Consider the following 25,189-nt stretch of genomic DNA (forward strand, 5'->3'; position numbering starts at 1 on the left):
CCGTGGGCCTCGAATGGAGGACGAGTCAGCGGCTGCTGTTGGTGGATAGAGGACGGTCGCCAATGCAGTCGGGGGTGTTGGGGCCAATGTAAATAAGACCCGCTGTCACCTCCGGATCAGCTCTACTGCCCCACCCCAGCTGACCACTATCGTGCTGCAGGTCATAGATCTTGCTCTGGCCAAGGAGTTGCCCTGTGCGCTGATCGTAAAGCCGGTAGAAGCCGGGGTATTCCCACCAGGGAAACCAGGTGGTAGGGCCATGATCATCCGGATGCGACCAGCGATGGAAAATATCGGGCAGTATCCAGAAAGGCTTGAAGGTCTCGACCCTGTAGCAACCATTCGGGCTGATCGTCGCATGGCCCAACGGCTGCGCTAATCCGGTTTCCCACCACTCGGACGCGAACCAGACAGCCCCGGAAACTGCAGTGCAGATCAATATCTTCCTGGCGATAGTCACACAAACTCACCCAGGTCGATCAGCCGCTCGTGCTTTCGCCAGAGGACGTCGGAATACACAACAAAATCTCCACCTCGGCCGGTCGCGTCTCTGTAAGTTCGAAAGTCCGCGTTGGTTACTGCTGCAAAAGGCCCGTCTCCCAAGTTGATAATGGTATGTCCCGAAGGAGTCAGACTAATGATCGTCTCGGCCTTGGACAACACTCGGTCTTCTGTCCAAGTCCCTAGGTACTGCGGCCCGTTAAAGTCATAGTTATCTCTGATGTAGAAACCGACGTATGAAACCCTGAAATAGTGCCGATATTTTTCTGTAACCGAATCAAATTCAGTATGTGCTGATCCTACCAATCCGACCTTGACAGTAGCTTTCCCAAGAGCTCCATACATATCATCCAACGTATCCAGAGTTTTGCCAAACTCAGAGAAATTTACTTGCGATACAGCGTCCATCTGCACCGCTGACATATTGAAAAAACCTAGCTCGAAAGGACTTCCCGGCACCCAGCCAGCCGCCGCTAGTCGTTTCCTCAACAACTTAATCGCGTTGGGCGTATCGATTAATGTCTGAGCGAGCTCCACTGCATTCCGAGTACTTTCATATTTCATTGCCCATGCCATCTTCACGATTTGCTGATCACAGTTGGCATCGCTGAAACTCATCGAATTCGGCTGTGTTCTCGTGTCTTTCCAGTCTGCCGGCATCGCCCACGCCGGACTATCAAACCAACGTTGCATAAGCGCCGCAGCCGTTTCCCAGCCCATATTGCGCATGGCTTTTGGCAGGCGCGTGAGGGCCAGCCGGTTGATCACGACCTTCTTGGGTGGGTGGTTCTTACCCGGTGCGGTATCCAAGGTGGCATTCGACAATACATAAAGGGTGTCCGGGCCCAGCGCATCGGCCTGCTCGAAATCGTTCAGGGACATCGCATTACTCCAGAATGGGCGCCGCAGCGCCGGTGGCGATAACCAGATGGATGGTATTGGCGCTGTAGCAGATGTGGCTGTAACCCTGCTCATTGAGCGTATCTCCAGCCAGACAGGTACCATTTTTCAGCAGCGCATACCGACGCGTTCCACACGGCATGCCACGTTGATCGAATAGTTGAAAACCGCCACTGCATCGCTCGATCCCTGTCTCGTCAGCCGTTGCGGGCAACGGACCTCTGTGCGTCACGCTGGACGACTGGGATTCTGGGTGTACTGGCTGATGAGAGTGCGAGCCGACCGCTCGGGAAACGGACGGCTCGGCTTTTCGCTCGTATCGCATGAAGGTTTGCGAGTGAATCAGACGCGCGCGACAGGGGCACGAACTGAGGCTGTCCAGCGTACCCGCCATCAACCGACCATGACTGTCGAACCCCTGGACTCCTCCTTCTATCTGGTAGGTTCTGCCGGTCACCCCGCAAGTCACAGGATCACCCACCCGGGCATGGGCGAAGCCAAACAGGTTAATGGACTCGTCGCCGTACTGGACAACCCCACCACAGGTGGTCTTGTCTCCCGATCGGATGAAAAAACCTTCAATCATTGAACCTCCAATCCTGGCGCCTCCGTCATTGCGACGTACGCCTAGCCATTTGATGGATGACACCGGCGTTCCACAGATCTGAAAGACCAGTTATCCAAACGGCAAAGGATGGGAGCATTAGCAAAAGAAAAAAAGTAGGAAAATTCCTCTTTTCAACCAAGAAACGACTGAGCATTGCCGCTATTTTGCTTTTGCAGGTGCAGCTCAAAACCTACAAGATTGGCGCCAGGTAATTAGCCCAGGAGTGCTGCGGTCCTTATGGAGCTTGTCACCGCGCCGAACCGCAGCGATGACGCCCGACCAGGTAACGGTGCCGGCTGCAATGACGCCATCGCCGGCAAGGCCGGCTCCCACAGGATCCTGTGCCTGCCTGCAATAGGTGTAGATACCCGTGCAGCCACCAACGACCTCAAGCCACCTGACTCTCTCCCACCAGCTTCAACCCCACGATCCCGCCGATGATCATCAACAGGCACAAGCCCTTGAGCACGCCCAGCGACTCGCCCAGGAACAGGCTGCCGTAAACCACCGTCCCCAGGGTGCCGATCCCGACCCACACCGCGTACGCCAGCCCCAGTGGCAACTCGCGCACCGACAGGCTCAGCAGGTAGATGCTCAGGCTGAGGAACACCCCGCAATACAGGCTCGGCCACAGCCGGGTGAAGCCTTCGGTGCGGGGGATGATCGAGGCGTAGAACACCTCGCACACGCCCGCAAGAATCAGGTAACCCCATCCATTCAACCAACCCATCGTCCCACTCCTCGATCCCAATGCAAACGCCGACGCAAGGCGTCGGCGCAGGGTGTTGCAACGCTCAGTTCGAATACTTGTAACCCACCTCGCCATGAGCGGAGAGGTCCAGGCCGTCGACCTCGGCCTCTTCATCCACCCGCAGGCCGCCACACAGGGCTGCCGCCACTTTGAAGGCAACCCAACTGGTAATGGCCGACACGGTGATGCTGAACAGGATGGCGCCGGCATTCACCGACAGTTGCTCCATCAGCCCACGACCCTCGGCGAAGCCCTGGCCACCGATGGCGGTGAGTGCGAACACCGGGGTCAGCAGGCCGCCGAGAATGCCCGCCACGCCATGCACGCCGAACACATCGAAGGCGTCATCGAGGCCGATCATCGGCTTGAGCTTGTCCACCGACCAGACGCACACCGGCCCCGCGATCAGGCCCAGCAGGATGGCGCCCATCGGGCCGACGAAACCGCAGGCCGGGGTGATCGCCACCAGGCCGGCGATGGCGCCGGAGATGGCACCGAACAGGCTCGGCCGGCCACGGTGCTGCCACTCGACGATCATCCAGCCCAGCGCGCCGGCACAACTGGCGAGCATGGTGTTGACCATCACCATCATGGCAAAGCCGTTGGCCGCCAGGGCGCAGCCGCCGCAGAAGCCGAGCCAGCCGACCCACAGCATGCAGCCGCCGGTAAAGGTCATGGTCATGTTGTGCGGGGCCAGTTGCGAGGTGCCGAAACCGCGACGACGCCCCAGCATCCAGGCGCCCACCAGGGCGGCGATGCCGACGTTGAGGTGCACCACGTTGCCGCCGGCGAAGTCCTGCACGCCGAGGTTGAACACCCAGCCGCCGCCCCAGGCCATGTGCGCCATGGGGATGTAGTTGATGGTCAGCCAGATGGCCATGAACACCAGCACCGCACTGAATTTCATGCGCTCGGCGAAGGCGCCGACGATGATTGCCGGGGTGATCGCGGCGAACAGCAGCATGAACAGGAAATACAGGTACTCGGGCAGCGTGCCGACCACCGTGTCCTTGGTCACTCCGCTCATGAACAGCTTGTCGACACCGCCGATCACCGCCTGCAGCGAACCGCCGTCGGCGAAGGTCAGGCTGTAGCCGTACACCGCGAACAGCACCGCCATCAGCGACGAGGTGCAGAACACCTGCATCATGATCGACAGCACGTTCTTGCTCCGCGCCATGCCACCGTAGAACAGCGCCAGACCCGGCAGCATCATCAGCAGCACCACCAGCGAGCACAGCGCCACGAAGGCCGTGTCGCCGCTGTCGATCGCCGGTACCGCATCCTCGGCCAGCGCCGCGGTCATGCTCATCATCAGGGAAAGGCCCAAGGTACCGCGGACCACAGGTGAAAACCGGATCATTGCCCACTGCCTCCAATCGATGGGGATGCCGGCGCTCATTTCGGATGACGGACCGGCATTCGGGTGCCTCGGGAAGGTCGTGCTTGCCCGGGGCTGTTGAGTTGCCTCAACGACAAGGCAATTGGTCTGCCAAGTTCTCCAGCGACGCCAAAAATCAGCGCAGGCCACTGAATCAAAAGGATTTTTAGTTTCAGAAGACGAGCCGGAAAGACGCGTCAATTAATTCCTCAAGGGAAACTAAGTTTCTTTTTGTGCAATTTTAATCACGCCTCACCAGAATGGTGCCGAAGGCCGGCGTCCGCTGGCGGCGCCGCGTCTACAGCTTTGCCCCGCCCTGCCGATGAATCGGTAAACCCCTCGCAATGTGCGACGCCACTGAGGAAACGAAGATGCAGCTGACTCTAAAAACAAAACTGCTGTTGCTCGCCGTCTTGCCCGTACTGATTTTTGCCCTGGTGATCAGCGGCGCAGCGGACCGGATCCTGCGCAGCCTCGCCGAAAGCGAAGTGAGCGAAACCCGCCAGCGCCTGCTGGACGAGAGCCGCCAGAGCCTCGAACACTACATGCAGATCGGCCTCGGTTCGGTCCAGAGCCTGTACGACGGCGCCGCCAACGACGACCCCGCCAGCCGCGCCCAGGCCATCGCGATCCTGTCGAAGATCAAGTACGGCAAGGACGGTTACTTCTTCGCCCACGATTCCAGCGTGGTCCGCCTGTTCCGTGGCGACAGCCCGGTGGACGTGGGCAAGAACCTCAGCGACCGCAAGGACGTCAACGGCGTGTTCATCAACCGCGAACTGGTACGGGTGGCCAAGGATGGCAGCCACTACGTGAACTACAGCTCACCGCTGCCGGGCAACGAAAGCGTGCAGGTGCCCAAGCTCGCCTACAGCTACTACCTGCCCAAGTGGGACATGGCCGTGGGCACGGCGGTGAACCTGGACAACATCGAACTGCGCATTACCGAACTGCGTGCCGAGATCGACCAGCGCATCCAGTCGATCCTCGCCAGCATCCTGGCCATCGCGGCGGTGCTGCTGGTGATCCTCGGCGTCGCCGGGCTGATGCTCAGCAACACCCTGCTCAAGCCGCTCAAGGCAATGAAGGACAACCTCGACGACATCGCCGCCGGCGACGGCGACCTCACCCACCGCCTGCGCGCCGGCAACGACGAGCTGGGCCAACTGGCCGGCTCGTTCAACCGTTTCGTCGAGAAGATCCAGGGCCTGGTGCGCCAGGTGGTGGAGGTCAGCGGCGAGCTGTCGACCCTGGTGGAGTCGGTGGAAAGCCAGAGCCGCCGCTCCGAAGCCGCCATGGAACAGCAACGCCACGAAACCACCCAGGTGGCGACGGCGATCAACCAGATGTCCGCCGCCGCCCTGGAAGTGGCTCACAGCGCGCAGAACGCCGCCCACGCGGCCCAGGAAACCGACACCCAGGGCCAGCAGGCGCGGCAGGTGGTGGACGGCAGCATCAAGCGTATCCACGCCCTGGTGGAGAACATTCGCGGCAGCGGCACCTCGCTGGACAGCCTGCAACAGGACGTGCAGTCCATCGTCAGCGTCCTCGGGGTGATCCGCTCGATCGCCGAGCAGACCAACCTGCTGGCCCTCAACGCGGCCATCGAGGCCGCCCGGGCCGGTGAGGCCGGGCGCGGCTTCGCGGTGGTCGCCGACGAAGTCCGCGGGCTGGCCAGCCGCACCCAGCAGAGCACCCAGGAAATCCAGGTGATGATCGACCGCCTCACCGCCGGCACCCATTCGGCGGTGGAGTCGATGCGTCACTCCTGCGAAACCGGCGATGCCACCCGCGATCAGGCCAGCGAAGCCGGCACCTCGCTGGACGCCATGTCCTCGCTGATCGGCACCATCAGTTCAATGAACGCGCAGATTGCCAGCGCCGCCGAGGAGCAGACCGCCGTGGCCGAGGAAATCAACCGCAGCGTGCACCAGATTGCCGTGGCCGTAGACAGCGTCGCCGAACAGACCCGCCAGGGCGCGCAGACGGCGCAGAGCCTGTCGTCGCTGGAAGCGCACCTGCGGGCGCTGGTGCGTCAGTTCAGGATCTGAACACCCAGGGACTGATGTGGCTCTCTGTTGGTGGATGGTTTGATCGTTCCATGCCCCCTTTTTCCAAGAAAGGGGGCCGCCATAAAGGCGGGAGGGGCCAGCAGCGCCTCAGTCCCGCTCGCCGGTATCGTCATGGGGCCCGCCCTTCGGCGCCTTGGCCGGCCCGACAGGATCGACCTGCGGATCGTCCACGTCAGGCGAATCCGGGTCGAAGCCCAGGTCGTTGTCGCCGCTGGAATGCTCGGAGGAATGCGGGCCGTTGTCGTGCGAGGGTTTGTCGTTCATGGTCTGGCTCCCGATAGGTTCAGAATTAGGGCCTCGCACATGACCACAACGTTCCATCGGATTTCACCCGAATCCGGCCCGCAAATGATTGGCCGGGCACTCTTTGGCGCAGTTCGTCGGGTCTGCGGCAATGGGGTTGAGCAGCCCGGGCCCGGGTTGCGTCGTACCTGAACACGGGACGACCTGTGTGCAACCCGCAACCACATGAGGTGAAGACCATGGCCAAGACCGAAGGCAAGCAGGGCAGCACCAATCCGGGCAATTTCGCCAACGACCGGCAGAAGGCATCCGAAGCCGGACGCAAGGGGGGCCAGAATTCCGGGGGGAACTTCGCCAATGACCGGCAGCGTGCCGCCGAAGCCGGCCGCACCGGAGGGCAACACAGCCATGGCGGTGGACGTAAAAGCCAGTAGTTGAAAAAGGGCCGCATCGCGGCCCTCCCCGCACTCAGTGCTGCGACGCGTCGGACACCGAGAAGGCACTCTCGACAAACCGCTCCAGCTCGTCGGCCTGCAGAATTTCGATGGAGAACTGCCCGAAGCGTTTGGGCAGCCAGATGATCCTCACCCCGCTGGGTGAATCCAGATCCTCCCGCGCCAACGGCTTGCCGTTTTCGTCCTCCGGCTGCTCGCCCTTCGCGACCAGTTCGTCGTAGGCCAGCAGGATGTCCGGCGTTGTGTAGCACTGCCGGTAGATGGTGCCCTCGCCGCTGCGCTCCAGCAGCTCGCGCAGGTTGCCGGTGTGAGGCTGGACCAGGATGAAACGCTCTCCGCCGAACACCACCAGCGCATAGCGCACATGCAGGCCGTCGCGCTGCCAGGTAAAAGGCCGGGACACCCGCGCCGAAAACACCCGGGCATAGTGGGCGCAGGCGGCTTCGAGATCATTGACCAGAATGTCGATGTGGCTGAATTTCAACTCCATGACCGATAGTCCTCCAGGGACGGTATCACGCTACATCCACCCCGCCAGTACGAACGGCAACCAGGCGAACGACAGCACCGTCGAGCACATCACCACATTGGCCACCTGCTCCGGCGAGCGGTTGGCGCGCACTGCGAGCAGGTAATTGAACACCGCCACCGGCATCGCCGACTGCATCACCAGCACGGCATGGGCCAGGTGATCGAGGCCGAGCAACATGCCAATGCCCCAGCCCACCCCCGCCCCCAGCACGATACGCAGGCCGCCGATGAACAACCCGCGCCCTACATGATGCAGGCGGATGCTCGCCAACGAGACACCGAGGGTGAGGAGCATCAGTGGAATCACCATGCCGCCCACCAGGTCGACGGTGTTACTCAGCCACAGCGGCAGGCGCACATCGAAGAAGATCACCGGCAAGGCCAGCGCCAGGCTGACAACGATGGGGTTTTTCAGCAGCGAACGGAAGGTGGTCGCACCGCCTGAAATCGCGATGCCCAGGGTGAACTGGAAGCTGGACAGGGTCAGGAAGAACGCCACCGCCAGCGCCAGGCCCTGATCGCCAAAGGCATACAGCGCCACCGGCAGGCCCATGTTGCCGGTGTTGGGAAACATGAACGCGGGCATCAGCACCCGCCAATGCTCGCCGAACGCACGGCTGACGCCGTAACCGATCGCGGCCATCACCAGCATGCAGATCACACAGGCCAGGGCCATGTGGGTGAAGGCGGCGGGATCGAGCTGGGTGCGATGCAGGGTCGACAGCACCAGGCACGGCGTGCCGATGGTCATCACCAGGCTGGCGATGAATTCCGTGGGGTAGGCATTGCCCTTGCGGGCCCAGATGAAGCCGATACCGGCGACGATGAAAACCGGTGCCAGAACGGCGAACAGCGAAGCCAGCATGGAAGCGTGTCCTGTGTAAAAGGTGTCCATGCTAGAAGCCCGCGGGGGCCGGGCGCAAGCCGTATGGCCTGGCGCCCCTCCGGGCCCCCACCAGGGTGGCGCCTACTTTTCCTCGCTCTTCTTGGTCTTGCCGCCTTTCACCAGGCCATGGCGGATCTCCTTCGACGGCCCGTAGCCGTAGAAGGACGCATAGCACTTGCTGAAATGGCTCGGCGAAACGAAGCCGCACGCCAGCGCCACATCGATCAGTTGCAGGTCGGAGTGCTGCAGCAGGCGGCGGCTTTCGGTGATGCGCAGTTCCAGGTAGTAACGCACCGGGGTGGTGCCCAACTGGGTCATGAACAGGCGGCCGATCTGCCGTTTGGAACGGCCGACGTAATGGGCCAGTTGATCCTGGCTCAAGGGTTCTTCGATGTTGGCGCTCATCAGGTTGATGGCTTCGCGCAGCGGCTCGCTCATTTTCTCGTGCAACGTCGGCCGCGCCCGGCGATAGCGGGACTCTTCGAAGGCGAGAATATCGACGATGGCATCCACCATGCCCCGACCATGCAGGGTGTTGATCCACTCCAGGACCATGTGGAAAGCTCCGGCGGGACTGGCGGCGGTCAGGCGGTCGCGGTCGACCATGTAGCTTTCGCTGGTGACCTGGCTGTCCCTGGCGATCTCTGCCACGGCACCACGGTGCTCGGGATGCACGGCGCAGCGGTAGCCGTCGAGCAGTCCGGCCTGGCCAAGGAACCAGGCACCGTTCCACAAACCGGCCAGGGCCACATGCTTCTCGGCCGCGCGCAGGAGCATCTGCGCCAGCTCCGGAATCGGCTGCAGCACGGTGCGCAGGCCGCCACACACCACCAGCAGGTCAAGGTCATCGAGGCTGGCGGAACTGAGGGCGGCATCCGGGCAGATCACCAGCCCCAGGTCGCTGACCCGCGAGCCGCCGTCCATGGTGAAGGTGCGATAGGTGAAGGATGCCGACTGGATCAGGTTGGCGGTGACCACGGTGTCCAGCGCCTGGGTGAAGGCCGGCAGGGAGAAGTGTTCGAGCAGGATGAACCCTACCCGTCCCTGATGCGCGGCGCCTTGCCCTTTTTCGCCCGTGAAGCGCAGGTTCGAGCCCTGCATGGCATCACTGAAATGCCTTCTTTCAACCACGTTAATGCCTCGTTCGATCTTGTTCTGGTGTGACCGGAGTGACTTCGGAAACCACAACGCCGGCGTGCATCGTGGATGATGCACGCCGGCGCGGCGCTTATCCAACAGCCGTTGCAGGATTTTTCGTCAGTGTGCGGCCCTCACCCGACGCCCCTGGAGTGCGCCGCGGGACAGCCGGTCGAGCAGCAGTGCCACGGCCACGATGGTCAGGCCGGCACGCAAGCCCAGGCCCATTTCCATGCGGGTCAGGCCGCGGGTTACTTCCGCCCCAAGACCGCCCGCCCCCACCAGCCCGGCCAGCACGACCATGGCCAGCGACAGCAGGATGCACTGGTTCAGGCCCACCAACAGGGTCGGCATGGCCGACGGCAGCTCGATTTTCAGCAGGATGCCCCGAGGCGTCGCGCCCATGGCCTGGCCCAGTTCCAGCAGGTCGCGGGGCACCTGGTTGAACGCCAGGGTGGTGAGGCGCAGCATCGGCGGAATGCCATAGATGATGGTGGCGAGGATCGCCGGCACCTTGCCCAGGCTGAAGATCATCACCGCAGGAATCAGGTAGACCCACGGCGGCACAGTCTGCATCACGCTGAGGATCGGCTGCAGCACTGCGTCCAGGCGCTTGATCCGCGATGCCAGCACACCCAGCGGGAAGGCGATGGCGACCGAAATCAGCACCGCCACCGTGACCAGGGCGATGGTCTGCATCGACGCGGTCCAGAACCCGGACAACAGGCAGAAACCGAGCATCACCGCCGCCAGCACCGCCGCGCGCAGGTTGATCAGCACCCCGGCAAGTACCGCCACCAGAGCGATCATGCCGTAGGCGGGAATCGCCAGCAGTGCGCCTTCGATACCACCCAGGACCAGCTCGATGAAACGGCTGATGGCGGCGAACAGGCCGTGCAGGTTGGCATTGAGCCAATCCACCGAGGGCGCCAGCCAGGCGCCGGGCGAAAACTTGAAGTCAGCAGGATTCATTGCGCGGCCCTCCTGCCCAGGCGCGTGGCGCTCTGGGCCATGCGGTCGAGGATCAGGGTAAGAATGACGATGGCGATGGCGGCGTTGATCGACATGGCGATGTCCAGGGTGCGGATGGCGCCGTAGATCACCTCGCCCAGCCCGCCGGAACCGACGATGCCGGCGATCACTACCATGCCGAAGGCCATCATCAGGCCCTGGTTGACCCCGGACATGACGCTCGGCAAGGCGAACGGCAGGCGGATCTTGTAGAACTGCTGCCAGCCGGTGGTGCCGCTGGCGTGGCCCAGTTCGAGGAAGACCTTGGGCGTCATGCGGATGCCCAGGGACGTCAGGCGTACCACCGGCGGCACGGCAACGATGAACGTCGCCACCAGCGCGGTGCCCGGGCCGTAGCCGAGCAAGGCGATGGCGGGCAGCAGATAGATGTAGGGCGGCAGGGTCTGGATCAGGTCCAGCACCGGCTCGCTGACCCGGTCCAGCGACGGCATCAGGCCGGCGGCAACGCCGAGGGGAATGCCGACGATCAGCGCCATGCTGGTGGCGGCCAGCACCAGCGCCAGGGTGCTCATGGTCTGCGGCCACAGGCCAATGATCGAGCAGAGCAACAGCCCGACCATGGCACCCACGGCAAACCGCCAACTGCGGGTAAGGCGCCAGCCGAGCACGCCGAACAGCAGGATGATCACGTAGTACGGCACCAGGGTCAGGCCGCTGTAGATGGCCTGGTAACCCGCGTGCAAGACATCGTTGAGACCGTCGAAGAACCAGCCGCCGTTGTCCGACAGCCACTCCAGCCGGGCATCGACGAATTCGTCGAAGGCCGCGGCGAAACCGGAAGCGTTCATGGGGTTTTCTCCAGCACCGCAGCCGACGACTCGGCAGCCGGGGTGCCCTGCACGCCGCGCAGCAGGTCCTGCTGGGTGATGACACCGAGCACCTGGCCATTCTCGACCACAGCCAGGGCATCGTCGCCGGAACTGATCATCAGGTTGATCAGGGCATCCAGGTCGGTCTGCGGACCGGCGCTGACCAGCCGCGCCGGGTCCACATCAGGCCGCGCCAGACGGAAGGCTTCGCAGGACGACAGGATCGAATGCGCCTTGACCAGGTGCAGCCGCGAGATGCCGGCGACGAACTCGGCCACGTAGGCATCGGCGGGCTTGAGCACGATGTCCTCGGCGGTGCCCTCCTGGATGATCACACCGTCCTTCATGATGGCGATGCGGTCACCGATGCGGATGGCTTCTTCGAGGTCGTGGGTGATGAATACCGCAGACTTGCCCAAGGACTTGGTGAGTTGGCGGAACTCGTCCTGCAGCTGCCGGCGGATCAACGGATCGAGGGCGCTGAACGGTTCGTCCATCAGGATCACTTCCGGATCGGAGGCAATCGCCCGGGCCAGGCCGACGCGCTGCTGCATGCCGCCGGACAGTTCGTCCGGGTAGCGCTGCGCCCAGTCGCTCAGGCCGACTTTCGCCAGCGCCTGTTCGGCCACCTTGTGTCGCTCGGCCTTGGAAATACCGCGCACCTCCAGGCCGAAGGCGGCGTTTTCCAGCACGGTGCGGTGCGGCAGCAAGGCCACGCTCTGGAACACCATGCCGATGTGGCGGGCGCGGGTTTCGCGCAGCGCTGCAGCATCGAGGGCGGCAATGTCCTTGCCTTTGATCAGGATCTGCCCGGAGGTCGGATCGATCAGGCGGTTGAACATACGGATGAGGGTCGACTTGCCACTGCCAGACAACCCCATGATGCAGAAAATCTCGCCACGCTTGACCTTGAGGCTGACCTCCGAGACGCCGACCACGCAGCCGTACTCCTGGAGAATCTGCTTCTTGCTCAAACCACGCTCTTTATAAGCACGCATGGCGGTATCGGCGTTCTTGCCAAAAATCTTCCAGACCGATTGGCACTCCACCAATACGTCTTCTGCTACATCGCTTGCTGTGTTCATCTCGCACCCGTCGAACCAGGAATCTGGTTGGCTTTTTTATTACGTTCAGTTCGGCAGTGTTCAAAGCGTTGCCCGGAAACGCCCCGGACAACGCGGTACTTCAAATCAGTATTTTTTGATGTTTTCCCAGCGTTTGATCAGGTCGGCGTTTTTCGTCGACCAGTCGGCGACCGCCTCTTCCACGGTCTTGCCGTCTTTCATCGCACCGTTGATGGCGGTGATGTCAGCCAGCGGCAGATAGACTCCGGCGACCAGTTCGCGGGCCTGCGGGTACTGCGCCGAGAAGCCCTTCTGACCGATCCAGTAGTAACCCTGCGGTGGCGCGAAGGAGCCTTTCGGGTCCTTGAGGAATTTCACGTCGAACTTCTGGCTCATCCACGATGGCTCCCAGGTGGTGACCGCGATCCATTCCTTGCGGTCCACGGCGGACTTGAGCGCAGCGGTCATGGCGGCGGTACTGCCTTCGAGGAGGTTGAGCTTGAGGCCGTAGTCGGTCACCGCTTTGGCGGCATCGCTCATCAGGCCCGAACCCGGCTCGATGCCGACGATCTTGTTGCCGAACTTGTCGGCGTTGGCGTTGAGTTCTTCCAGCGAATCAATGGTGACGTAGCGCGGAACGGCGATGGCCTGGTACAGGCCGTGGGAAACCGGCGAGATCTTCTCCAGACGGTTCTTGTTCTTTTTCCAGTAATCCTGGGCGGCGTAGTCGATCTGCGAGGCGAGGAGCTGGATGTCACCCTTGCCCAGCGCGGCGTAGGCGATGCCCCATTCGGAGAAGTTGGTCACCTTGACGGTGTAGCCGGCATCTTCGAGGACTTTCTTGGTCACGGTGGTGATGGGCGTGAGGTCTTCCCACGACAGCGTGCCCATGGTGATGGTCTTTTCCTCGGCGTGGGCCTGGAACGCGGTAAGACCGACCATTGCGAGCGTACAGAGAGCCTTCCGGAAGAATTTCATTGTGGTTCATCTCCTGGTTGTGGTGCTGGCAGGGCAATGGCTTGCCCATTGATTGTTGTTGGTTTCTAGCACTGCGTGTTTCTGGATGCAGCCAAGCTCGACTGCACCCGCTTCACAACTTTCTGGCGGGGGATTTCTGGCGCCGGGTTCACCGGTTGACCAGGGGAAGTGCCCGCGAACACTGGCCTTGAGGCGAGATTCGCACGGGTTCAGGAGGCGGTCAACGGAATTGTATTCTTTGTGTATACCCGAAGAATTCAAAAAGAATTCATGAGAAGTGCTATTTTCCCCAGTGTTTTCAGGGCTCTGAGGCCCTGAACGGTGCCTGAGACCTTGTCGTGCACTGGCATGTCAATGGCGGGATTTGATAAGAGTGCGTCTCGTGGATGCCATAAAGACCTTCTTTTCGGGCACCCTTTGTAGCTGTACACCAATGAAGCCGGGGATCAGACCCTGTCACAGCCCTCTCGATCAGCAGCCGTGACCGCTCATCGAAATATCTGTAGACACATTGTCTTTTCCTCCCCTATATTCGTTATACAAATTGTAGACACAAACTGATGAGTACAAAAAAGGCTCCCATGAAAGCCACCGCAGCCGTCTCCCCAGCCATCGTCGATGCCTCCCCGGATCGCAAGGCGCTTCTGTCCGAAGCGCTGCGCCGGCGCATCCTGAGCATGGAACTGGCACCCGGCGCGGTGGTGGATGAACTGGCACTGTGTGAAGAGTTCGGGCTGTCCCGCCCGCCGGTTCGCGAGTTGCTGCGGCAGATCGCCGCCGAGGGCTACATCGAGCTGGAGGCCAACCGCGCCCCGCGCGTGGCGGCCATGAGTCATGAGTCATTGCGGGCCTTCTTCCTGGCCGCGCCGCTGGTCTACATCGCCACCACCCAGTTGGCCGCCACCCGCGCCACCGAGGCGGAGATCGCAGAGCTGCGCCGGATCCAGGCCCTGTTCCGCCAGGCCATCGAAGAGCAGCACGTGGAAAACCGGGTCATCTACAACGACGAGTTCCATCTCGAGATCGGCAAGATGGCCCACAACGATTACCTGATGCCGAGCCTGCGCCGGGTCCTGATCGACCACGCACGCCTGGGCAAGATTTTCTACCGCCACCCCACCACCATCGACATGCAAAAGGACCTGGAGCTGGCCTGTGACCAGCACGACCAGATCATCGAAGCCATTGCACGTCACGACAAGGAAGCGGCGGGACAACTGATTCGCGAGCATATGGAACTGTCGCGCCGGCGCATGGCGGAATACGCCGCACCGGAAGGCATGGAGGTATCGCTCGCGTTTTGAAATACCCCGGAGCATGAAGGTTGGCGAGGTTCGCCAGTCATTTCGGCCTGGGTGGCAACACCGGATCAAACAAGAACAGCCAGGTCCCTGAAATGACAAAAGTAACCTCGTTGCCGGCCGATGATAAATCGTGCGGCTGGTATCACCTGAGCCCGTCGCGCAAGCCGCGGCCGGCCCATGTCGGCAACCGCAGTGCGCGCTGGGTGGTGCTCGGCGCCGGCTACGTCGGCCTCGCCGCCGCCCGCCAGTTGGCGCTGAAGTTTCCTGACGAAGAGATCGTACTGATCGAGGCACAGGAAGTCGGCTTCGGCACGGCTGGCCGCAATGCCGGCTTCGCCATCGACCTCCCCCACGACATCGGTGCCGAGGACTACATCGGCGACATCGATATCGCGAAAATCTCGTTGCGCCTGAACCTCACCGGCCAGAACTACCTCAAGGATCTGGTGGCCGAGCACGGCATCGATTGCCAGATGAAGTTCTGCGGCAAGTACCAGGCCGCCGTCGAAGAACGCGGCATCGCCGTCCTCGACGCCTACCGCCGTGGCCTGGAAAAGCTCGGCCAGCCCTTCGAGGTGATCGAAGGCGCCGACCTGCCGGACCACATCGGCACCCACTTCTACCGCAAGGCCCTGTTCACCCCCGGCACCGCCTTGATCCAGCCCTCGGCGCTGGTCAAGGGCCTGGCCGAAAGCCTGCCGTCCAACGTCACGCTGTATGAGTGGACGCCCATCACCGACGTCGAATACGGCGCCAAAACCGTCCTGCGCCACGCAGGCGGCAGCATCACCGCCGAAAAGCTGGTGCTGGCCAACAACGCCTTCGGCGGCCATTTCGGTTTCCTCAAGGGCACCATGCTGCCGGTCTTCACCTACGCCAGCCTGACCCGCCCGATGACCGCCGAAGAACAGGCCCGCCTGGGCGGCAAGCCGTACTGGGGCGTGATCCCCGCCGACCCGTTCGGCACCACGGTGCGCCGTACCCCGGACAACCGCCTGCTGGTGCGCAACAGCTTCAGCTTCAACCCCAGCGGTCGTGCCAACGGCAAATATCTGGAGCGCTTCATCAGCCGCCACAAGGCCTCGTTCGACCGCCGTTTCCCGATGCTTCCGGATGTCGGCATCGAATACACCTGGGGCGGCGCGCTGGCGATGTCGCGCAACCATGAAAGTTTCTTCGGCCAACTGGCACCCAACGTCTACGGTGCACTGTGCTGCAACGGCCTGGGCGTCACCCGTGGCACCGCCACCGGCAAACTGCTGGCGGACTGGCTGAGTGGCGAACGGAACGATCTGATCGACTTCCTGCTGCGCTCGCCGGGCCCCAACGTCAACCCGCCCCAGCCGTTCCTGTCGCTGGGCGTGAATGCCAATTTGAAGTGGGGACAGATGCGCGCCGGCAAAGAAAGTTAATCACCCGAAGTTCTGACGCAGTTTCTTTAAATAACGATTGCCGCACGCTTGAAGTGTGGTGATGCGGGTTAGTGCACCCGTAAACAACGTCGCGATGGCCGTTTGCAAGTTCCGGGACTGGAATGTTTTCAGCGCCGTGGACCCATTCGGCCTCGAGAAACCCGACGCTCGATAATGCAGGAAATAATAATGACAACGCCTAATTGTTCAGTTGAAGACGTTCCACTCAATCGCTTTCACCAGTTGCTCACCGTGCGCTCCGGCGGCGGTTCGTTCGTCGACGGCTATGTGCTCAGCATCATTGGCGTGGCCATGGTGCAAATGTCCGCGGGGCTGAGCCTCACCGCGTTCTGGCAGGGCATGATCGCCGCCTCGGCGCTGATCGGCATTTTCTTCGGCGGCTTCCTCGGTGGCTGGCTGACCGACCACTTCGGCCGCAAGCGCATCTTCTTCGTCGGCCCGGTGCTGTTCATCCTCGGTTCGCTGGTGCAGTTCTGGGTCGAGTCCGGCCCGCAACTGTTCGCCCTGCGCTTCCTGATCGGCGTTGCGGTCGGCATCGAATACCCGGTGGCCACCGCGCTGCTGGTGGAGTTCCTGCCGAAGAAATACCGCGGCCCGCGCCTGGCGACCCTGACCATCCTCTGGTTCGCCGGTGCCGCCTTCGCCTACATCCTCGGCCACTTCATCCTCGCCGCCGGTGGCGAGAACGGCTGGCGCCTGGTGCTGGCGAGCCCGGTCATCATCGGCGCGCTCCTGTTCGCCGTGCGCATGGGCACCCCCGAGTCGCCACGCTGGCTGCTGAGCAAGCACCGGCCGCAAGAAGCCGAGGCCATCATCAAGCAGGTCTACGGCAACGGCTTCTCGCTGAAGAACCTGCCGGAACAGGCCCAGGAGAAGAAGACCTCGCTGCTCAGCCTGCTCAGCTCCGGCTACGGCAAACGCATGCTGTTCGTCGCCATGTTCTGGTCGTGCTCGGTGATCCCGGTATTCGCCGTCTACTCCTTCGCCCCGAAAGTGCTCGAAGCGCTGAACCTCAAGGGCGACTGGGCGTCCTTCGGCTCGGTGGCCATCACGCTGCTGTTCGTGGTCGGCTGCATCATCGCCACCCGCCTGATCAACAGCATGGGCCGGCGCAGCATGCTGATCCACAGCTTCCTGTGGTCGGGCCTGGCCCTGCTCGGTCTCGGCGCCTCCCACGACAGCTCGCCGATGGCGGTGCTGGTGCTGTTCGGTGCCTACGCCCTGTTCATCGGCGGCGCCCAGGTGCTGCAACTGGTCTACCCCAATGAGCTGTTCCCCACCGAGATCCGTGCCAAGGCGGTCGGTATCGGCACCTCGCTGTCGCGTATCGGTGCGGCCGTCGGCACCTGGCTGGTGCCGATGTCGCTGCAGACCCTGGGTATCGCCCAGACCATGTACGCCGCGGCCATCGTCACCCTGATCGGCCTGCTGTTCGCCTGGGCCCTGGCCCCGGAAACCCGTTCCCTGACTCTGCAACAAGCCGCCTCGCTGAACTGAGCGCGGCCTGAAACTTCCTTGCGTCCCACTGGAGAAAACCCATGAAATTCGAAGGCATCTACACCCCCGCAGTCACCCCGTTGAACGCTGACGGCAGCATCGACAAGGCCGGCTTTGCCGCGGTGCTGGACTACCTGGTGGAGTCGAAGATCCACGGCATCATCATCGGCGGCTCCACCGGCGAGTACTACGCCCACACCGCCCAGGAGCGCTTCGACCTGGCCGCCCAGGCCAAGGACGTGATCAACGGCCGCATCCCGCTGATCATCGGTACCGGCGCGATCCGCACCGAAGACTCGGTAGCCTTCGCCAAGCACGCCAAAGAGATCAAGGCCGACGCGCTGCTGGTGGGCACCCCGCCCTACGCCCTGCCGACCCAGCAGGAAATCGCCATCCACGTCAAAGCCGTGGACGCCGCCGCCGACCTGCCGATCATGCTCTACAACTACCCTGGCCGCATGAGCGTGAGCATGGGCCCCGAGTTCTTCGATGCCGTGGCTGATGTGAAAAACATTGTCGCCATCAAGGAAAGCTCCGGCGACATGAACCAGTTGCACCGCCTGGCCACGAAGTACCCGCACATCTCGCTGTCGTGCGGCTGGGACGACCAGGCCCTGGAGTTCTTCGCCTGGGGCGCGCAGAGCTGGGTCTGCGCCGGTTCCAACTTCATCCCGCGTGAGCACGTGGCCCTGTACGAAGCCTGCGTCATCGAGAAGGACTTCGCCAAAGGCCGTCGCATCATGGCGGAAATGATGCCGCTGATGGACTTCCTCGAAGGCGGCAAGTTCGTCCAGTCGATCAAGCACGGCGTCAGCCTGAACGGCCTGAGCACCGGTGGCGTTCGCGCGCCGCTGCAAGGCCTGGATGCTGCCGAACAGGCCGCACTGGCTGATGTGGTCGCCACCCTGAAGTCCAACATCGCCAAGATCGTCGAGGGCAAGTGAGATGGCCGAACTCCTGAGCAAAGCCGAATACGTTGCCCTGGCCGCCAAGCTGCAGCCGCGTAACCAGGCCTTCATCGACGGTGAATTCCGCGACGCCATCGGCGGTCGCACCTTCGTCACCACCAACCCGGCCACCGGCGAGAAGCTGGCCGAAGTCGCTGCCTGCGACGTGCAGGACGTCAACGTTGCCGTCGCCGCCGCCAAGGCCGCCTTCGAAGATGGCCGCTGGAGCGCGCTGACGCCGGGTGCCCGTAAAAAGGTCCTGCTGAAGTTCGCCCAGTTGCTGGAAGACAACGCTCACGAACTGGCGGTACTGGAAGCCCTGGACAGCGGCAAGCCGGTCAGCGAATGCCAGAACGTCGACGTGCCGGAAACCATCCACACCCTGCGCTGGCACGCCGAGCTGATCGACAAGATCTACGACGCCACCGCCCCGACCGGTTCGGCCGCCGTGACCATGGTCGTGCGTGAAGCCATCGGCGTGGTCGGCCTGGTGCTGCCGTGGAACTTCCCGCTGCTGATGCTGGCCTGGAAGATCGGCCCGTCGCTGGCCGCCGGTTGCTCGATCGTGGTCAAGCCGGCCAAGGAAACCACCCTCACCGCCCTGCGCGTCGCCGAGCTGGCGCACGAAGCCGGCATCCCGGCCGGTGTGTTCAACATCGTCCCTGGCGGTGGTCGTGAAGCCGGTGAAGCCATCGGCCGCCATATGGACGTGGCCATGGTCAGCTTCACCGGTTCCACCGATACCGGTCGCCTGTTCCTCAAGTACGCCTCCGAGTCCAACCTCAAGCGCGTCGTTCTGGAACTGGGTGGCAAGAACCCGGCCGTGGTCATGAACGACTGCGAAGACCTCGACTCCGTGGCCCAGTTCGTCACCGCCGGTGCCTTCTGGAACATGGGCGAGAACTGCTCGGCGTCCTCGCGCCTGATCGTCCACAAGGACGTCAAGGACGAGCTGCTGTCGCTGATCTCCAAACACGTCAAGGACTGGAAGCTGGGCGACCCGCTGGACCCGGACAACCGCCTCGGCGCCATGGTCAGCAAGGCGCATTTCGAGAAAGTCCGTTCGTACCTGGAATACGCCGCCGAGCAGAAGCTCACCGTGGCCCTGGGTGGCGAGACCCAGGACGGCGTATTCGTGCAGCCGACCATCGTTGATGGCGTGGCCCGCGACAGCCGCCTGTTCGTCGAGGAAATCTTCGGCCCGGTGCTCAGCGTGACCACCTTCGACACCATCGACGAAGCCATCGAACTGGCCAACGACACCGTCTACGGCCTGGCGGCTTCGGCCTACACCGGCAGCCTGCGCAATGCCCTGCGCCTGTCGCGGGAAATCCGCGCCGGCGTGGTCACCGTCAACTGCTTCGGCGAGGGCGATGCCTCGACGCCGTTCGGAGGCTACAAAGAGTCCGGATTTGGCGGTCGTGACAAGTCCATCTGGGCGCATGATCAGTACACGGAGCTGAAGACCATCTGGATCGACGCCTCGTGAGCTGAAACCCGGGTACTGTTCTGACGGAGTTCGGTACCTGACCCGGCCACCGCCCCACGCAGGCGGTGGCCACCCTGATCCATTTCGCAGTACGGCGAACGAGCAGCACGGCCCGTGCAGGCCACTACAACGTTGCGGCGCTGAAGGCTTCCAGTCCTGGAAGACCACACATACTCCCATACCCAAAAACCCAGTCCGCACGACCACCGGAGAGTGCTCGCGTGCGCACATTTGCACAGACTTTCTACTGCCCATGCTCGCTTCCAACGTTTCAACCCAGGGTGCAACCCTGGGGCATCGCAATGCACTGATCATCGCCCACCTGGCCGCCGTGCTGTTCGGCCTCACCGGCATCCTCGGCCACCTGATCGACGCCAGCGCCTCGGTCATCACCTTCGGCCGTGCCGCCTTCGCGGTGCTGGCTCTGGGCGCCGTGGCGCAATTCCAGCGCCGTGGCGTATTCCATCAACTGAACTGGCGCAAACTGGCCATGATGGCCCTCAGCGGGGTCATGCTCATGGCTCACTGGGTAACCTTCTTCATCGCCATCAAGGTCGGTGGCGTGGCCGTGGCCACCCTCGGCTTCGCCAGCTTCCCGGCGTTCATCGCCCTGCTCGACCTCGCGGTGTTCCGCGAGCGCATCGGCGCCAGCGAAAGCCTGCTGTTGCTGCTGGTGAGCATCGGCCTGGTGCTGGTGGTGCCGTCCTTCGACCTGCTCGACCAGGGCACCGTCGGACTGCTCTGGGGCCTGGCCTCGGGGTTGTCCTTCGCGTTGCTGGCGATCACCAACCGGCGCGGCCTGCAAGGGGCCAACGCGGTGCAGGTGGCGTTCTGGCAGAACATGACCGTCGCCTTGCTGGTGGCGCCGTTCGCCCTCGACGACATGATGATCCGTGGGCTGAGCCACAGCGACTGGATCTACCTGGCGATGCTCGGCGTGTTCTGCACCGGTTTGTCGCAGTACCTGTTCGTCAAGAGCCTGGAAGGGCTGGAGGCGCGCAGCGCGGGGATGATCATCGCCCTGGAGCCGGTGTATGCGATCGCCTGCGCCTGGTGGCTGTTCGGCGACCAGCCGTCGCTGCGGATGGTGGCGGGGGCGTCGTTGATCATCCTGGCGACGATCCTGTCGGCGTGGGGCAAGCTGGCCCGGTCCGAGTGAGGTCCGGAGTCAGCCATATGCCTGATCGCCGGCAAGCCGGCTCCCACAGGTCCGAGGCAGGCCATAGTGCTACGTTCGGCACGAAACCTTGTGGGAGCTGGCCTTGCCAGCGATGAGGTCAGAAGCCCAGCGCAGTTGCCGCGCCCGTACCGACTCGGCCGACTCGCCCACCAGTTCGGCATAGACAGCCGGCGCCGTGGCGCCTTCGGTACTGATCAGCAACACCCGCGACCGGGCGTTCAGCCCAACGGTTTCGGCGTCGGCCGGCGACTCGGCCAGGCGCCGCAGCGCTGCCAGCCCGGCCACCGCCGACTCCCCCGCCTCCAGCGGAATATCACGCTCGCTGCCGGCGGCCAGGTGACCCATGGCGAGCACCGCCTCGTGGTCGTCCAGGGTCATGAAGAAGTCCACGCAAGGCTGCAGGAACTGCCACGCCAGTGGCGAGGTTTCCCCGCAGGCGAGCCCGGCCATCACCGAGTCCACCGAGCCGGTGGCCCTGGCGGCGCGTCCGGCCAGGGCACTCTGGTACAGGCAGTCGGCCTGTTCCGGTTCGACCACGATGAAGGTCGGGCGCTGCTCGCCCTGCAATTCCCACAGGTAGCTGGCGATACCCGCTGCCAGGCCACCGACGCCGCCCTGCAGGAACACATGGGTAAAGCCCTCGGCACAGGCCTCGACGACCTCGGCGGCGATGGTGCCATAACCTTGCATCACGTCGCGAGGGATGTCTTCGTAGCCTTCATACGAGGTGTCCGCCACCACCAGCCAGCCGTTGCGATTCGCCAGCGCGGCGGCCTCTTCCACCGACTCGTCGTAGTTGCCGCTGATACGCACGATCTGCGCGCCGTAGGCGGCGATCGCCTGTTCTCGCTCGACGCTGACATTGGCATGCAACACGATCACGCAACGGCAACCGACGCTCTGTGCCGCGGCGGCCAGGGCACGGCCGTGGTTGCCGTCGGTGGCGCTGATGACTGTGAAATCGCCCAGGGACCGGCGGTATTCGCCGGCCAGCAGCGCCGGTACATCGAAACGCTGCTCGGGAAAGCGCCGAAGGATCAAGCGTACCAGCGCGATCGGCGCACCCAGGGCCTTGAAACTGCCCAGCGCCGAGCGCCGTGATTCATCCTTGACCCGCAACTGGCCTATCCCCAGCTCGACCGCCAGGTCCGGCAGCGAGTAAAGCGGCGTGGCGCCCCGGTTGAGTCCGGTCCAGTGGCCCAGCCATTCACGACTTTCCCGGGCCCTGGCGACGCTCATGAGGCGCTTCAGCGCATCAGGGTATGGCTGGCGGGTGGCATTCGGGTTGGCTAACAGCATTGAGTCGCTCCGGGGTGGGATGAGAAAAAAGCATCAGGAAAGCCGCCGCACCACCACATCCAGCAGGACTTCGGCGCCTTCGATCAACGCTGCATCGTCGGTGTGCTCACGCGGGTTGTGGCTGATGCCGCCACGGCTGGGCACGAAGATCATCGCCGCCGGGGCGATGCGGGCAATCATCTGTGCATCGTGGCCGGCACCGGAGGTCATGCGCCGGTGGCTCAGGTCCAGGCGTCGGGCACTGGCTTCGATGGCATCGGCCAGCCCCGCGTCGAACACTACCGGCTCGAAGCGCACCCGTTGCTCGCGGCTGACGCTGACGCCCTCCTCTTGCGCCAGCCGGTCGAGTACCTCGGCGAAGCGCTGCTCGGCCTGACGCAGGCGCGATTCATCGGGATCGCGCAAATCGACAGTGAAGGTCGCCCGGCGCGGGATCACATTGATCACGTTGGGTTCGAAAGCGATGCAGCCAGTGGTCGCCAGCGTGGTGCCGGCGGAGTCCCGGGCGATGGCACGGGCCTCGGCCACTGCGGCGCAGGCGACATAGCCCGCGTCGTGGCGCAGGCGGGTCGGCGTGGTGCCGGCATGGTTGGCGCTGCCTTTGACCGTGACCTGCTGCCAGGAAATGCCCTGCAGGTTCTCCACCACGCCGATCTGGATACCCTCGGCTTCGAGAGTCGGCCCCTGTTCGATATGCAGTTCGAGGTATTCATGGGGCACGATGGCGCCCGGCTCCAGGTCGCCGGCATAGCCGATGCGCGCCAGCTCGTCGCCAAGGCGACTGCCGTCGGTGCCGAGGGTATCCAGCGCCGCCTGCAGCGACAGGCCACCGGCATGTACCAGCGAGCCCATCATGTCCGGCTGGTAGCGCACGCCCTCTTCGTTGGTGAACGCCGCCACGGTGATCGGCCGCGCCGGCAATACCCCGGCGTCACGGAAAGCACGCACCACGGCCAGGCCGGCGAGCACACCGTAGCAGCCGTCGAGGGCGCCGGCGTTGGTCACGGTGTCGATGTGCGAGCCCATCATCAGCGGCGCCAGGTCTTCGCCAGAGGCGGCGGGCAAGGTAGCGAAGATGTTGCCGATACGGTCGATGCGCACGCGCAGATCCAGCGCTTTCATCCAGGCCACCACCTGGTCGCGGCCGGCCTTCTCGGCATCGGTCAACGCGATGCGGGTACGTCCACCCTGCTCCGGGTCGGCGCCTATGTCGCCGAGAAGGCGGATCTGCTCCAGCAGCAGTGCGCCGTTGAGCTGAAGGTTCATCGAAAGTCTCCGCGTGTTCAGTTGATGGATAAATCCTATTTCAACGTCACGCAGTTATTTCTTGATTTCAGGCGCATAAATGAATTTTTATTCCGCATTCGCCCGCCCTGGCGGGCTTTCCTTTCAGGAGCCATTTGCATGAGCCTGGACCCCTTCGACCTGGCGTTGCTGGAAGCCATCCAGCAAGACGCCACCACCTCCCAGCAAGACCTCGGCGCCCGGGTCAACCTGTCCCCCGCCGCCGTCAACCGCCGCCTGAAAAAGCTCAACGCCGAGGGCGTGGTGCGCAAGACCGTGTCACTGGTGGACCCGGTTGCCGTCGGCTACAGCCTGACCGTGATCACCGAAGTCGAGGTGGAGAACGAACGCCTCGACCTGCTCGATGCCATGAAGCGTACCTTCCTCGCCTGTCCCCAGGTGCAGCAGTGCTACTACGTGGCCGGCGAGTGCGACTTCGTGCTGATCATGGCGGTGAAGAACATGGAGCAATACACCGAACTGACGCGGACGCTGTTTTTCGAGAGCAACAACGTCAAGCGCTTCAAGACACTGGTGTCGATGAGCAATGTGAAGGTGGGGTTGAATGTGCCGGTAGAAGGCCGGTAGTTTCCTGGGCTCGGGTAACGGGGGCTCATCCGTTCAGAGCCTGGATCACCTGCGGCAGGGACTGAACGATCAACATCACCCCCGCAAACGCCAGCAACCCGAGCACGACCTTGCGAAACGCGATATCAGTGAAGTACCGATAGGCGCGAATCCCGGCCAGGGTCGGCAACAGCACCGCCAGCGCCACCACCGGGAACAGCCCCAGCGCCTCGCCGCTGACCGTCCCGGACACCAGGTAAGTGACCATGGTCAGCAACTGCATCGCCAGGTTGAACCCCTGGATCACCGACCGCTGGGTATCGCGGTCCCAGCCCTTGAGCACCGCCCACAGCGCCGGCGCCGGCCCGGTCAGGCCGCCGATGCCGCCCATCACCCCGCCCAGCACGCCCACTGCCGCATCGGCCTTGCGCCCGCCTCGAGCAAGGGTCGGCAGGCTGGCGGAAAACAGCATCAACGGACACCACAGCGCCAGCACGATGCCCACGGCCAGGCGGAACAGCAGCGGATCGATGGCGTGCAGCAACACCACGCCCAACGGCACCCCGGCCAACCCGCCGAGCACCATCGGCAGCAGGTGCTCGCGCTTCAGGCCCCGGCGCAGTGTCCTGGCCGCCAGCACCTGGCCCACCAGCGAACCGCAGACCACCAGCGGCCCGGTCAGGGTCGGTTCCAGCGCCCAGGCCCAGACCGCCATCGCCACCAGCCCGAAGTTGGAGCCCGACAGGCCCTGGACGAAGCCGGCCAGGGCAGCGCCGACAATGATGGTGAGGAGCAAGGTGTCCATGCAAAACGCTTCCAGGCAAAGGGGCAGCAGCATAGGG

Annotated in this window: 23 protein-coding genes and 3 pseudogenes; 10 read left to right on the forward strand and 16 right to left on the reverse strand. The window is 63.3% G+C overall.

Annotation, left to right across the window (positions count from 1 at the left end):
• Nucleotides 1-25: 25 nt before the first annotated feature.
• From AC05QJ_RS20410 to AC05QJ_RS20430, 5 genes are all read right to left on the reverse strand, one after another.
• Nucleotides 26-460 (reverse strand): hypothetical protein, encoded by a 435-nt coding sequence (locus AC05QJ_RS20410; protein WP_476743094.1) that lies wholly within the window; start codon nucleotides 458-460, stop codon nucleotides 26-28.
• Nucleotides 457-1,383 carry a DUF6402 family protein gene (locus AC05QJ_RS20415; RefSeq protein WP_476743095.1) on the reverse strand — a complete coding sequence of 309 codons (927 nt, stop codon included), beginning with the start codon at nucleotides 1,381-1,383 and terminating at the stop codon, nucleotides 457-459. Before AC05QJ_RS20415 ends, AC05QJ_RS20410 begins: the two co-directional genes overlap by 4 nt.
• 4 nt (nucleotides 1,384-1,387) lie before the next feature.
• The gene (locus AC05QJ_RS20420) at nucleotides 1,388-1,987 is read right to left on the reverse strand and encodes a PAAR domain-containing protein (protein WP_476743096.1); all 600 of its coding nucleotides are present in this window, start codon (nucleotides 1,985-1,987) and stop codon (nucleotides 1,388-1,390) included.
• A 409-nt stretch (nucleotides 1,988-2,396) separates the two neighbouring features.
• Nucleotides 2,397-2,738 carry a DMT family transporter gene (locus AC05QJ_RS20425; protein ID WP_476743097.1) on the reverse strand — a complete coding sequence of 114 codons (342 nt, stop codon included), beginning with the start codon at nucleotides 2,736-2,738 and terminating at the stop codon, nucleotides 2,397-2,399.
• 64 nt (nucleotides 2,739-2,802) lie between these two features.
• The gene (locus AC05QJ_RS20430) at nucleotides 2,803-4,122 is read right to left on the reverse strand and encodes an ammonium transporter (protein WP_476743098.1); all 1,320 of its coding nucleotides are present in this window, start codon (nucleotides 4,120-4,122) and stop codon (nucleotides 2,803-2,805) included.
• 389 nt (nucleotides 4,123-4,511) lie between these two features.
• Between AC05QJ_RS20430 and AC05QJ_RS20435 the strand changes: the two are divergent.
• Together AC05QJ_RS20435 and AC05QJ_RS20440 are read left to right on the forward strand one after the other, a co-directional pair.
• Nucleotides 4,512-5,333: pseudogene (locus AC05QJ_RS20435) on the forward strand (cache domain-containing protein); the annotation flags it as partial.
• Between the two features lie 261 nt (nucleotides 5,334-5,594).
• Nucleotides 5,595-6,191, forward strand: a pseudogene (locus tag AC05QJ_RS20440) (methyl-accepting chemotaxis protein); the annotation flags it as partial.
• A gap of 108 nt (nucleotides 6,192-6,299) precedes the next feature.
• On the opposite strand, the gene AC05QJ_RS20445 reads toward AC05QJ_RS20440, so the two are convergent.
• Nucleotides 6,300-6,476: a DUF6021 family protein gene (locus AC05QJ_RS20445; RefSeq protein WP_476743099.1), complete on the reverse strand. Its 177-nt coding sequence runs from the start codon at nucleotides 6,474-6,476 to the stop codon at nucleotides 6,300-6,302.
• Nucleotides 6,477-6,727: 251 nt separating this feature from the next.
• Between AC05QJ_RS20445 and AC05QJ_RS20450 the strand changes: the two are divergent.
• Nucleotides 6,728-6,889: pseudogene (locus AC05QJ_RS20450) on the forward strand (con-10 family general stress protein); the annotation flags it as partial.
• Between the two features lie 34 nt (nucleotides 6,890-6,923).
• Here the strand turns inward: AC05QJ_RS20450 and AC05QJ_RS20455 are convergent.
• The 7 genes from AC05QJ_RS20455 to AC05QJ_RS20485 form a co-directional block, all read right to left on the reverse strand.
• Nucleotides 6,924-7,400, reverse strand: a complete 477-nt coding sequence (locus AC05QJ_RS20455; RefSeq protein WP_476743100.1) for a VOC family protein — start codon at nucleotides 7,398-7,400, stop codon at nucleotides 6,924-6,926.
• Nucleotides 7,401-7,430: 30 nt separating this feature from the next.
• Nucleotides 7,431-8,306, reverse strand: a complete 876-nt coding sequence (locus AC05QJ_RS20460) for an AEC family transporter (protein WP_476743101.1) — start codon at nucleotides 8,304-8,306, stop codon at nucleotides 7,431-7,433.
• Between the two features lie 102 nt (nucleotides 8,307-8,408).
• Complete coding sequence (locus AC05QJ_RS20465; RefSeq protein ID WP_476747974.1) at nucleotides 8,409-9,428, reverse strand: GlxA family transcriptional regulator; 1,020 nt, start codon at nucleotides 9,426-9,428, stop codon at nucleotides 8,409-8,411.
• A 156-nt stretch (nucleotides 9,429-9,584) separates the two neighbouring features.
• Nucleotides 9,585-10,436 carry an ABC transporter permease gene (locus tag AC05QJ_RS20470; RefSeq protein WP_476743102.1) on the reverse strand — a complete coding sequence of 284 codons (852 nt, stop codon included), beginning with the start codon at nucleotides 10,434-10,436 and terminating at the stop codon, nucleotides 9,585-9,587.
• Nucleotides 10,433-11,284, reverse strand: coding sequence for an ABC transporter permease (locus AC05QJ_RS20475; RefSeq protein ID WP_476743103.1), 852 nt, complete (start codon nucleotides 11,282-11,284; stop codon nucleotides 10,433-10,435). The genes AC05QJ_RS20470 and AC05QJ_RS20475 overlap by 4 nt, the downstream gene beginning before the upstream one ends.
• Entirely contained in the window at nucleotides 11,281-12,390 is a 1,110-nt protein-coding gene (locus tag AC05QJ_RS20480) for a quaternary amine ABC transporter ATP-binding protein (protein WP_476743104.1), read from the reverse strand. Before AC05QJ_RS20480 ends, AC05QJ_RS20475 begins: the two co-directional genes overlap by 4 nt.
• A 105-nt stretch (nucleotides 12,391-12,495) precedes the next feature.
• Nucleotides 12,496-13,347 (reverse strand): glycine betaine ABC transporter substrate-binding protein, encoded by an 852-nt coding sequence (locus AC05QJ_RS20485; RefSeq protein WP_476743105.1) that lies wholly within the window; start codon nucleotides 13,345-13,347, stop codon nucleotides 12,496-12,498.
• Nucleotides 13,348-13,928: 581 nt separating this feature from the next.
• Here AC05QJ_RS20485 and AC05QJ_RS20490 point away from each other — a divergent pair.
• The 6 genes from AC05QJ_RS20490 (at nucleotide 13,929) to AC05QJ_RS20515 (ending at nucleotide 21,176) form a co-directional block, all read left to right on the forward strand.
• On the forward strand, nucleotides 13,929-14,651 hold the full coding sequence (locus AC05QJ_RS20490) for a GntR family transcriptional regulator (protein ID WP_476743106.1): 723 nt from the start codon (nucleotides 13,929-13,931) through the stop codon (nucleotides 14,649-14,651).
• 92 nt (nucleotides 14,652-14,743) lie between these two features.
• Complete coding sequence (locus tag AC05QJ_RS20495) at nucleotides 14,744-16,063, forward strand: NAD(P)/FAD-dependent oxidoreductase (RefSeq protein WP_476743107.1); 1,320 nt, start codon at nucleotides 14,744-14,746, stop codon at nucleotides 16,061-16,063.
• A 189-nt stretch (nucleotides 16,064-16,252) separates the two neighbouring features.
• Nucleotides 16,253-17,581: an MFS transporter gene (locus tag AC05QJ_RS20500; RefSeq protein ID WP_476743108.1), complete on the forward strand. Its 1,329-nt coding sequence runs from the start codon at nucleotides 16,253-16,255 to the stop codon at nucleotides 17,579-17,581.
• Between the two features lie 41 nt (nucleotides 17,582-17,622).
• The gene (locus tag AC05QJ_RS20505; RefSeq protein WP_476743109.1) at nucleotides 17,623-18,525 is read left to right on the forward strand and encodes a dihydrodipicolinate synthase family protein; all 903 of its coding nucleotides are present in this window, start codon (nucleotides 17,623-17,625) and stop codon (nucleotides 18,523-18,525) included.
• Nucleotide 18,526: 1 nt separating this feature from the next.
• A complete protein-coding gene (locus AC05QJ_RS20510) occupies nucleotides 18,527-20,017 on the forward strand; it encodes an aldehyde dehydrogenase (RefSeq protein ID WP_476743110.1) in 1,491 nt (496 codons plus the stop codon).
• A gap of 253 nt (nucleotides 20,018-20,270) precedes the next feature.
• The gene (locus tag AC05QJ_RS20515) at nucleotides 20,271-21,176 is read left to right on the forward strand and encodes a DMT family transporter (protein WP_476743111.1); all 906 of its coding nucleotides are present in this window, start codon (nucleotides 20,271-20,273) and stop codon (nucleotides 21,174-21,176) included.
• Nucleotides 21,177-21,245: 69 nt separating this feature from the next.
• On the opposite strand, the gene AC05QJ_RS20520 is transcribed toward AC05QJ_RS20515, so the two are convergent.
• Nucleotides 21,246-22,496: a diaminopropionate ammonia-lyase gene (locus AC05QJ_RS20520; RefSeq protein ID WP_476743112.1), complete on the reverse strand. Its 1,251-nt coding sequence runs from the start codon at nucleotides 22,494-22,496 to the stop codon at nucleotides 21,246-21,248.
• Between the two features lie 33 nt (nucleotides 22,497-22,529).
• The gene (locus AC05QJ_RS20525; protein WP_476743113.1) at nucleotides 22,530-23,762 is read right to left on the reverse strand and encodes an allantoate amidohydrolase; all 1,233 of its coding nucleotides are present in this window, start codon (nucleotides 23,760-23,762) and stop codon (nucleotides 22,530-22,532) included.
• A 138-nt stretch (nucleotides 23,763-23,900) separates the two neighbouring features.
• Between AC05QJ_RS20525 and AC05QJ_RS20530 the strand changes: the two genes are divergently transcribed.
• The gene (locus AC05QJ_RS20530) at nucleotides 23,901-24,368 is read left to right on the forward strand and encodes an Lrp/AsnC family transcriptional regulator (RefSeq protein ID WP_476743114.1); all 468 of its coding nucleotides are present in this window, start codon (nucleotides 23,901-23,903) and stop codon (nucleotides 24,366-24,368) included.
• 25 nt (nucleotides 24,369-24,393) lie between these two features.
• On the opposite strand, the gene AC05QJ_RS20535 is transcribed toward AC05QJ_RS20530, so the two are convergent.
• Nucleotides 24,394-25,152 carry a sulfite exporter TauE/SafE family protein gene (locus AC05QJ_RS20535; protein WP_476743115.1) on the reverse strand — a complete coding sequence of 253 codons (759 nt, stop codon included), beginning with the start codon at nucleotides 25,150-25,152 and terminating at the stop codon, nucleotides 24,394-24,396.
• Between the last annotated feature and the right edge of the window lie 37 nt (nucleotides 25,153-25,189).

It is taken from the genome of Pseudomonas sp. TUM25319 (genome assembly GCF_056388475.1).

Excerpts from the sequence above, each read along its gene's own strand:
- AC05QJ_RS20480 (WP_476743104.1), bottom strand. The coding sequence starts at position 12,390 with ATGAACACAGCAAGCGATGTAGCAGAAGACGTATTGGTGGAGTGCCAA.
- AC05QJ_RS20465 (WP_476747974.1), bottom strand. The coding sequence starts at position 9,428 with ATGCAGGGCTCGAACCTGCGCTTCACGGGCGAAAAAGGGCAAGGCGCC.
- AC05QJ_RS20495 (WP_476743107.1), top strand. The coding sequence starts at position 14,744 with ATGACAAAAGTAACCTCGTTGCCGGCCGATGATAAATCGTGCGGCTGG.
- AC05QJ_RS20460 (WP_476743101.1), bottom strand. The coding sequence starts at position 8,306 with ATGCTGGCTTCGCTGTTCGCCGTTCTGGCACCGGTTTTCATCGTCGCC.
- AC05QJ_RS20430 (WP_476743098.1), bottom strand. The coding sequence starts at position 4,122 with ATGATCCGGTTTTCACCTGTGGTCCGCGGTACCTTGGGCCTTTCCCTG.
- AC05QJ_RS20425 (WP_476743097.1), bottom strand. The coding sequence starts at position 2,738 with ATGGGTTGGTTGAATGGATGGGGTTACCTGATTCTTGCGGGCGTGTGC.
- AC05QJ_RS20510 (WP_476743110.1), top strand. The coding sequence starts at position 18,527 with ATGGCCGAACTCCTGAGCAAAGCCGAATACGTTGCCCTGGCCGCCAAG.
- AC05QJ_RS20415 (WP_476743095.1), bottom strand. The coding sequence starts at position 1,383 with ATGTCCCTGAACGATTTCGAGCAGGCCGATGCGCTGGGCCCGGACACC.
- AC05QJ_RS20485 (WP_476743105.1), bottom strand. The coding sequence starts at position 13,347 with ATGAAATTCTTCCGGAAGGCTCTCTGTACGCTCGCAATGGTCGGTCTT.
- AC05QJ_RS20500 (WP_476743108.1), top strand. The coding sequence starts at position 16,253 with ATGACAACGCCTAATTGTTCAGTTGAAGACGTTCCACTCAATCGCTTT.
- AC05QJ_RS20505 (WP_476743109.1), top strand. The coding sequence starts at position 17,623 with ATGAAATTCGAAGGCATCTACACCCCCGCAGTCACCCCGTTGAACGCT.
- AC05QJ_RS20420 (WP_476743096.1), bottom strand. The coding sequence starts at position 1,987 with ATGATTGAAGGTTTTTTCATCCGATCGGGAGACAAGACCACCTGTGGT.
- AC05QJ_RS20525 (WP_476743113.1), bottom strand. The coding sequence starts at position 23,762 with ATGAACCTTCAGCTCAACGGCGCACTGCTGCTGGAGCAGATCCGCCTT.
- AC05QJ_RS20535 (WP_476743115.1), bottom strand. The coding sequence starts at position 25,152 with ATGGACACCTTGCTCCTCACCATCATTGTCGGCGCTGCCCTGGCCGGC.
- AC05QJ_RS20520 (WP_476743112.1), bottom strand. The coding sequence starts at position 22,496 with ATGCTGTTAGCCAACCCGAATGCCACCCGCCAGCCATACCCTGATGCG.
- AC05QJ_RS20515 (WP_476743111.1), top strand. The coding sequence starts at position 20,271 with ATGCTCGCTTCCAACGTTTCAACCCAGGGTGCAACCCTGGGGCATCGC.
- AC05QJ_RS20490 (WP_476743106.1), top strand. The coding sequence starts at position 13,929 with ATGAAAGCCACCGCAGCCGTCTCCCCAGCCATCGTCGATGCCTCCCCG.
- AC05QJ_RS20470 (WP_476743102.1), bottom strand. The coding sequence starts at position 10,436 with ATGAATCCTGCTGACTTCAAGTTTTCGCCCGGCGCCTGGCTGGCGCCC.
- AC05QJ_RS20445 (WP_476743099.1), bottom strand. The coding sequence starts at position 6,476 with ATGAACGACAAACCCTCGCACGACAACGGCCCGCATTCCTCCGAGCAT.
- AC05QJ_RS20530 (WP_476743114.1), top strand. The coding sequence starts at position 23,901 with ATGAGCCTGGACCCCTTCGACCTGGCGTTGCTGGAAGCCATCCAGCAA.
- AC05QJ_RS20475 (WP_476743103.1), bottom strand. The coding sequence starts at position 11,284 with ATGAACGCTTCCGGTTTCGCCGCGGCCTTCGACGAATTCGTCGATGCC.
- AC05QJ_RS20455 (WP_476743100.1), bottom strand. The coding sequence starts at position 7,400 with ATGGAGTTGAAATTCAGCCACATCGACATTCTGGTCAATGATCTCGAA.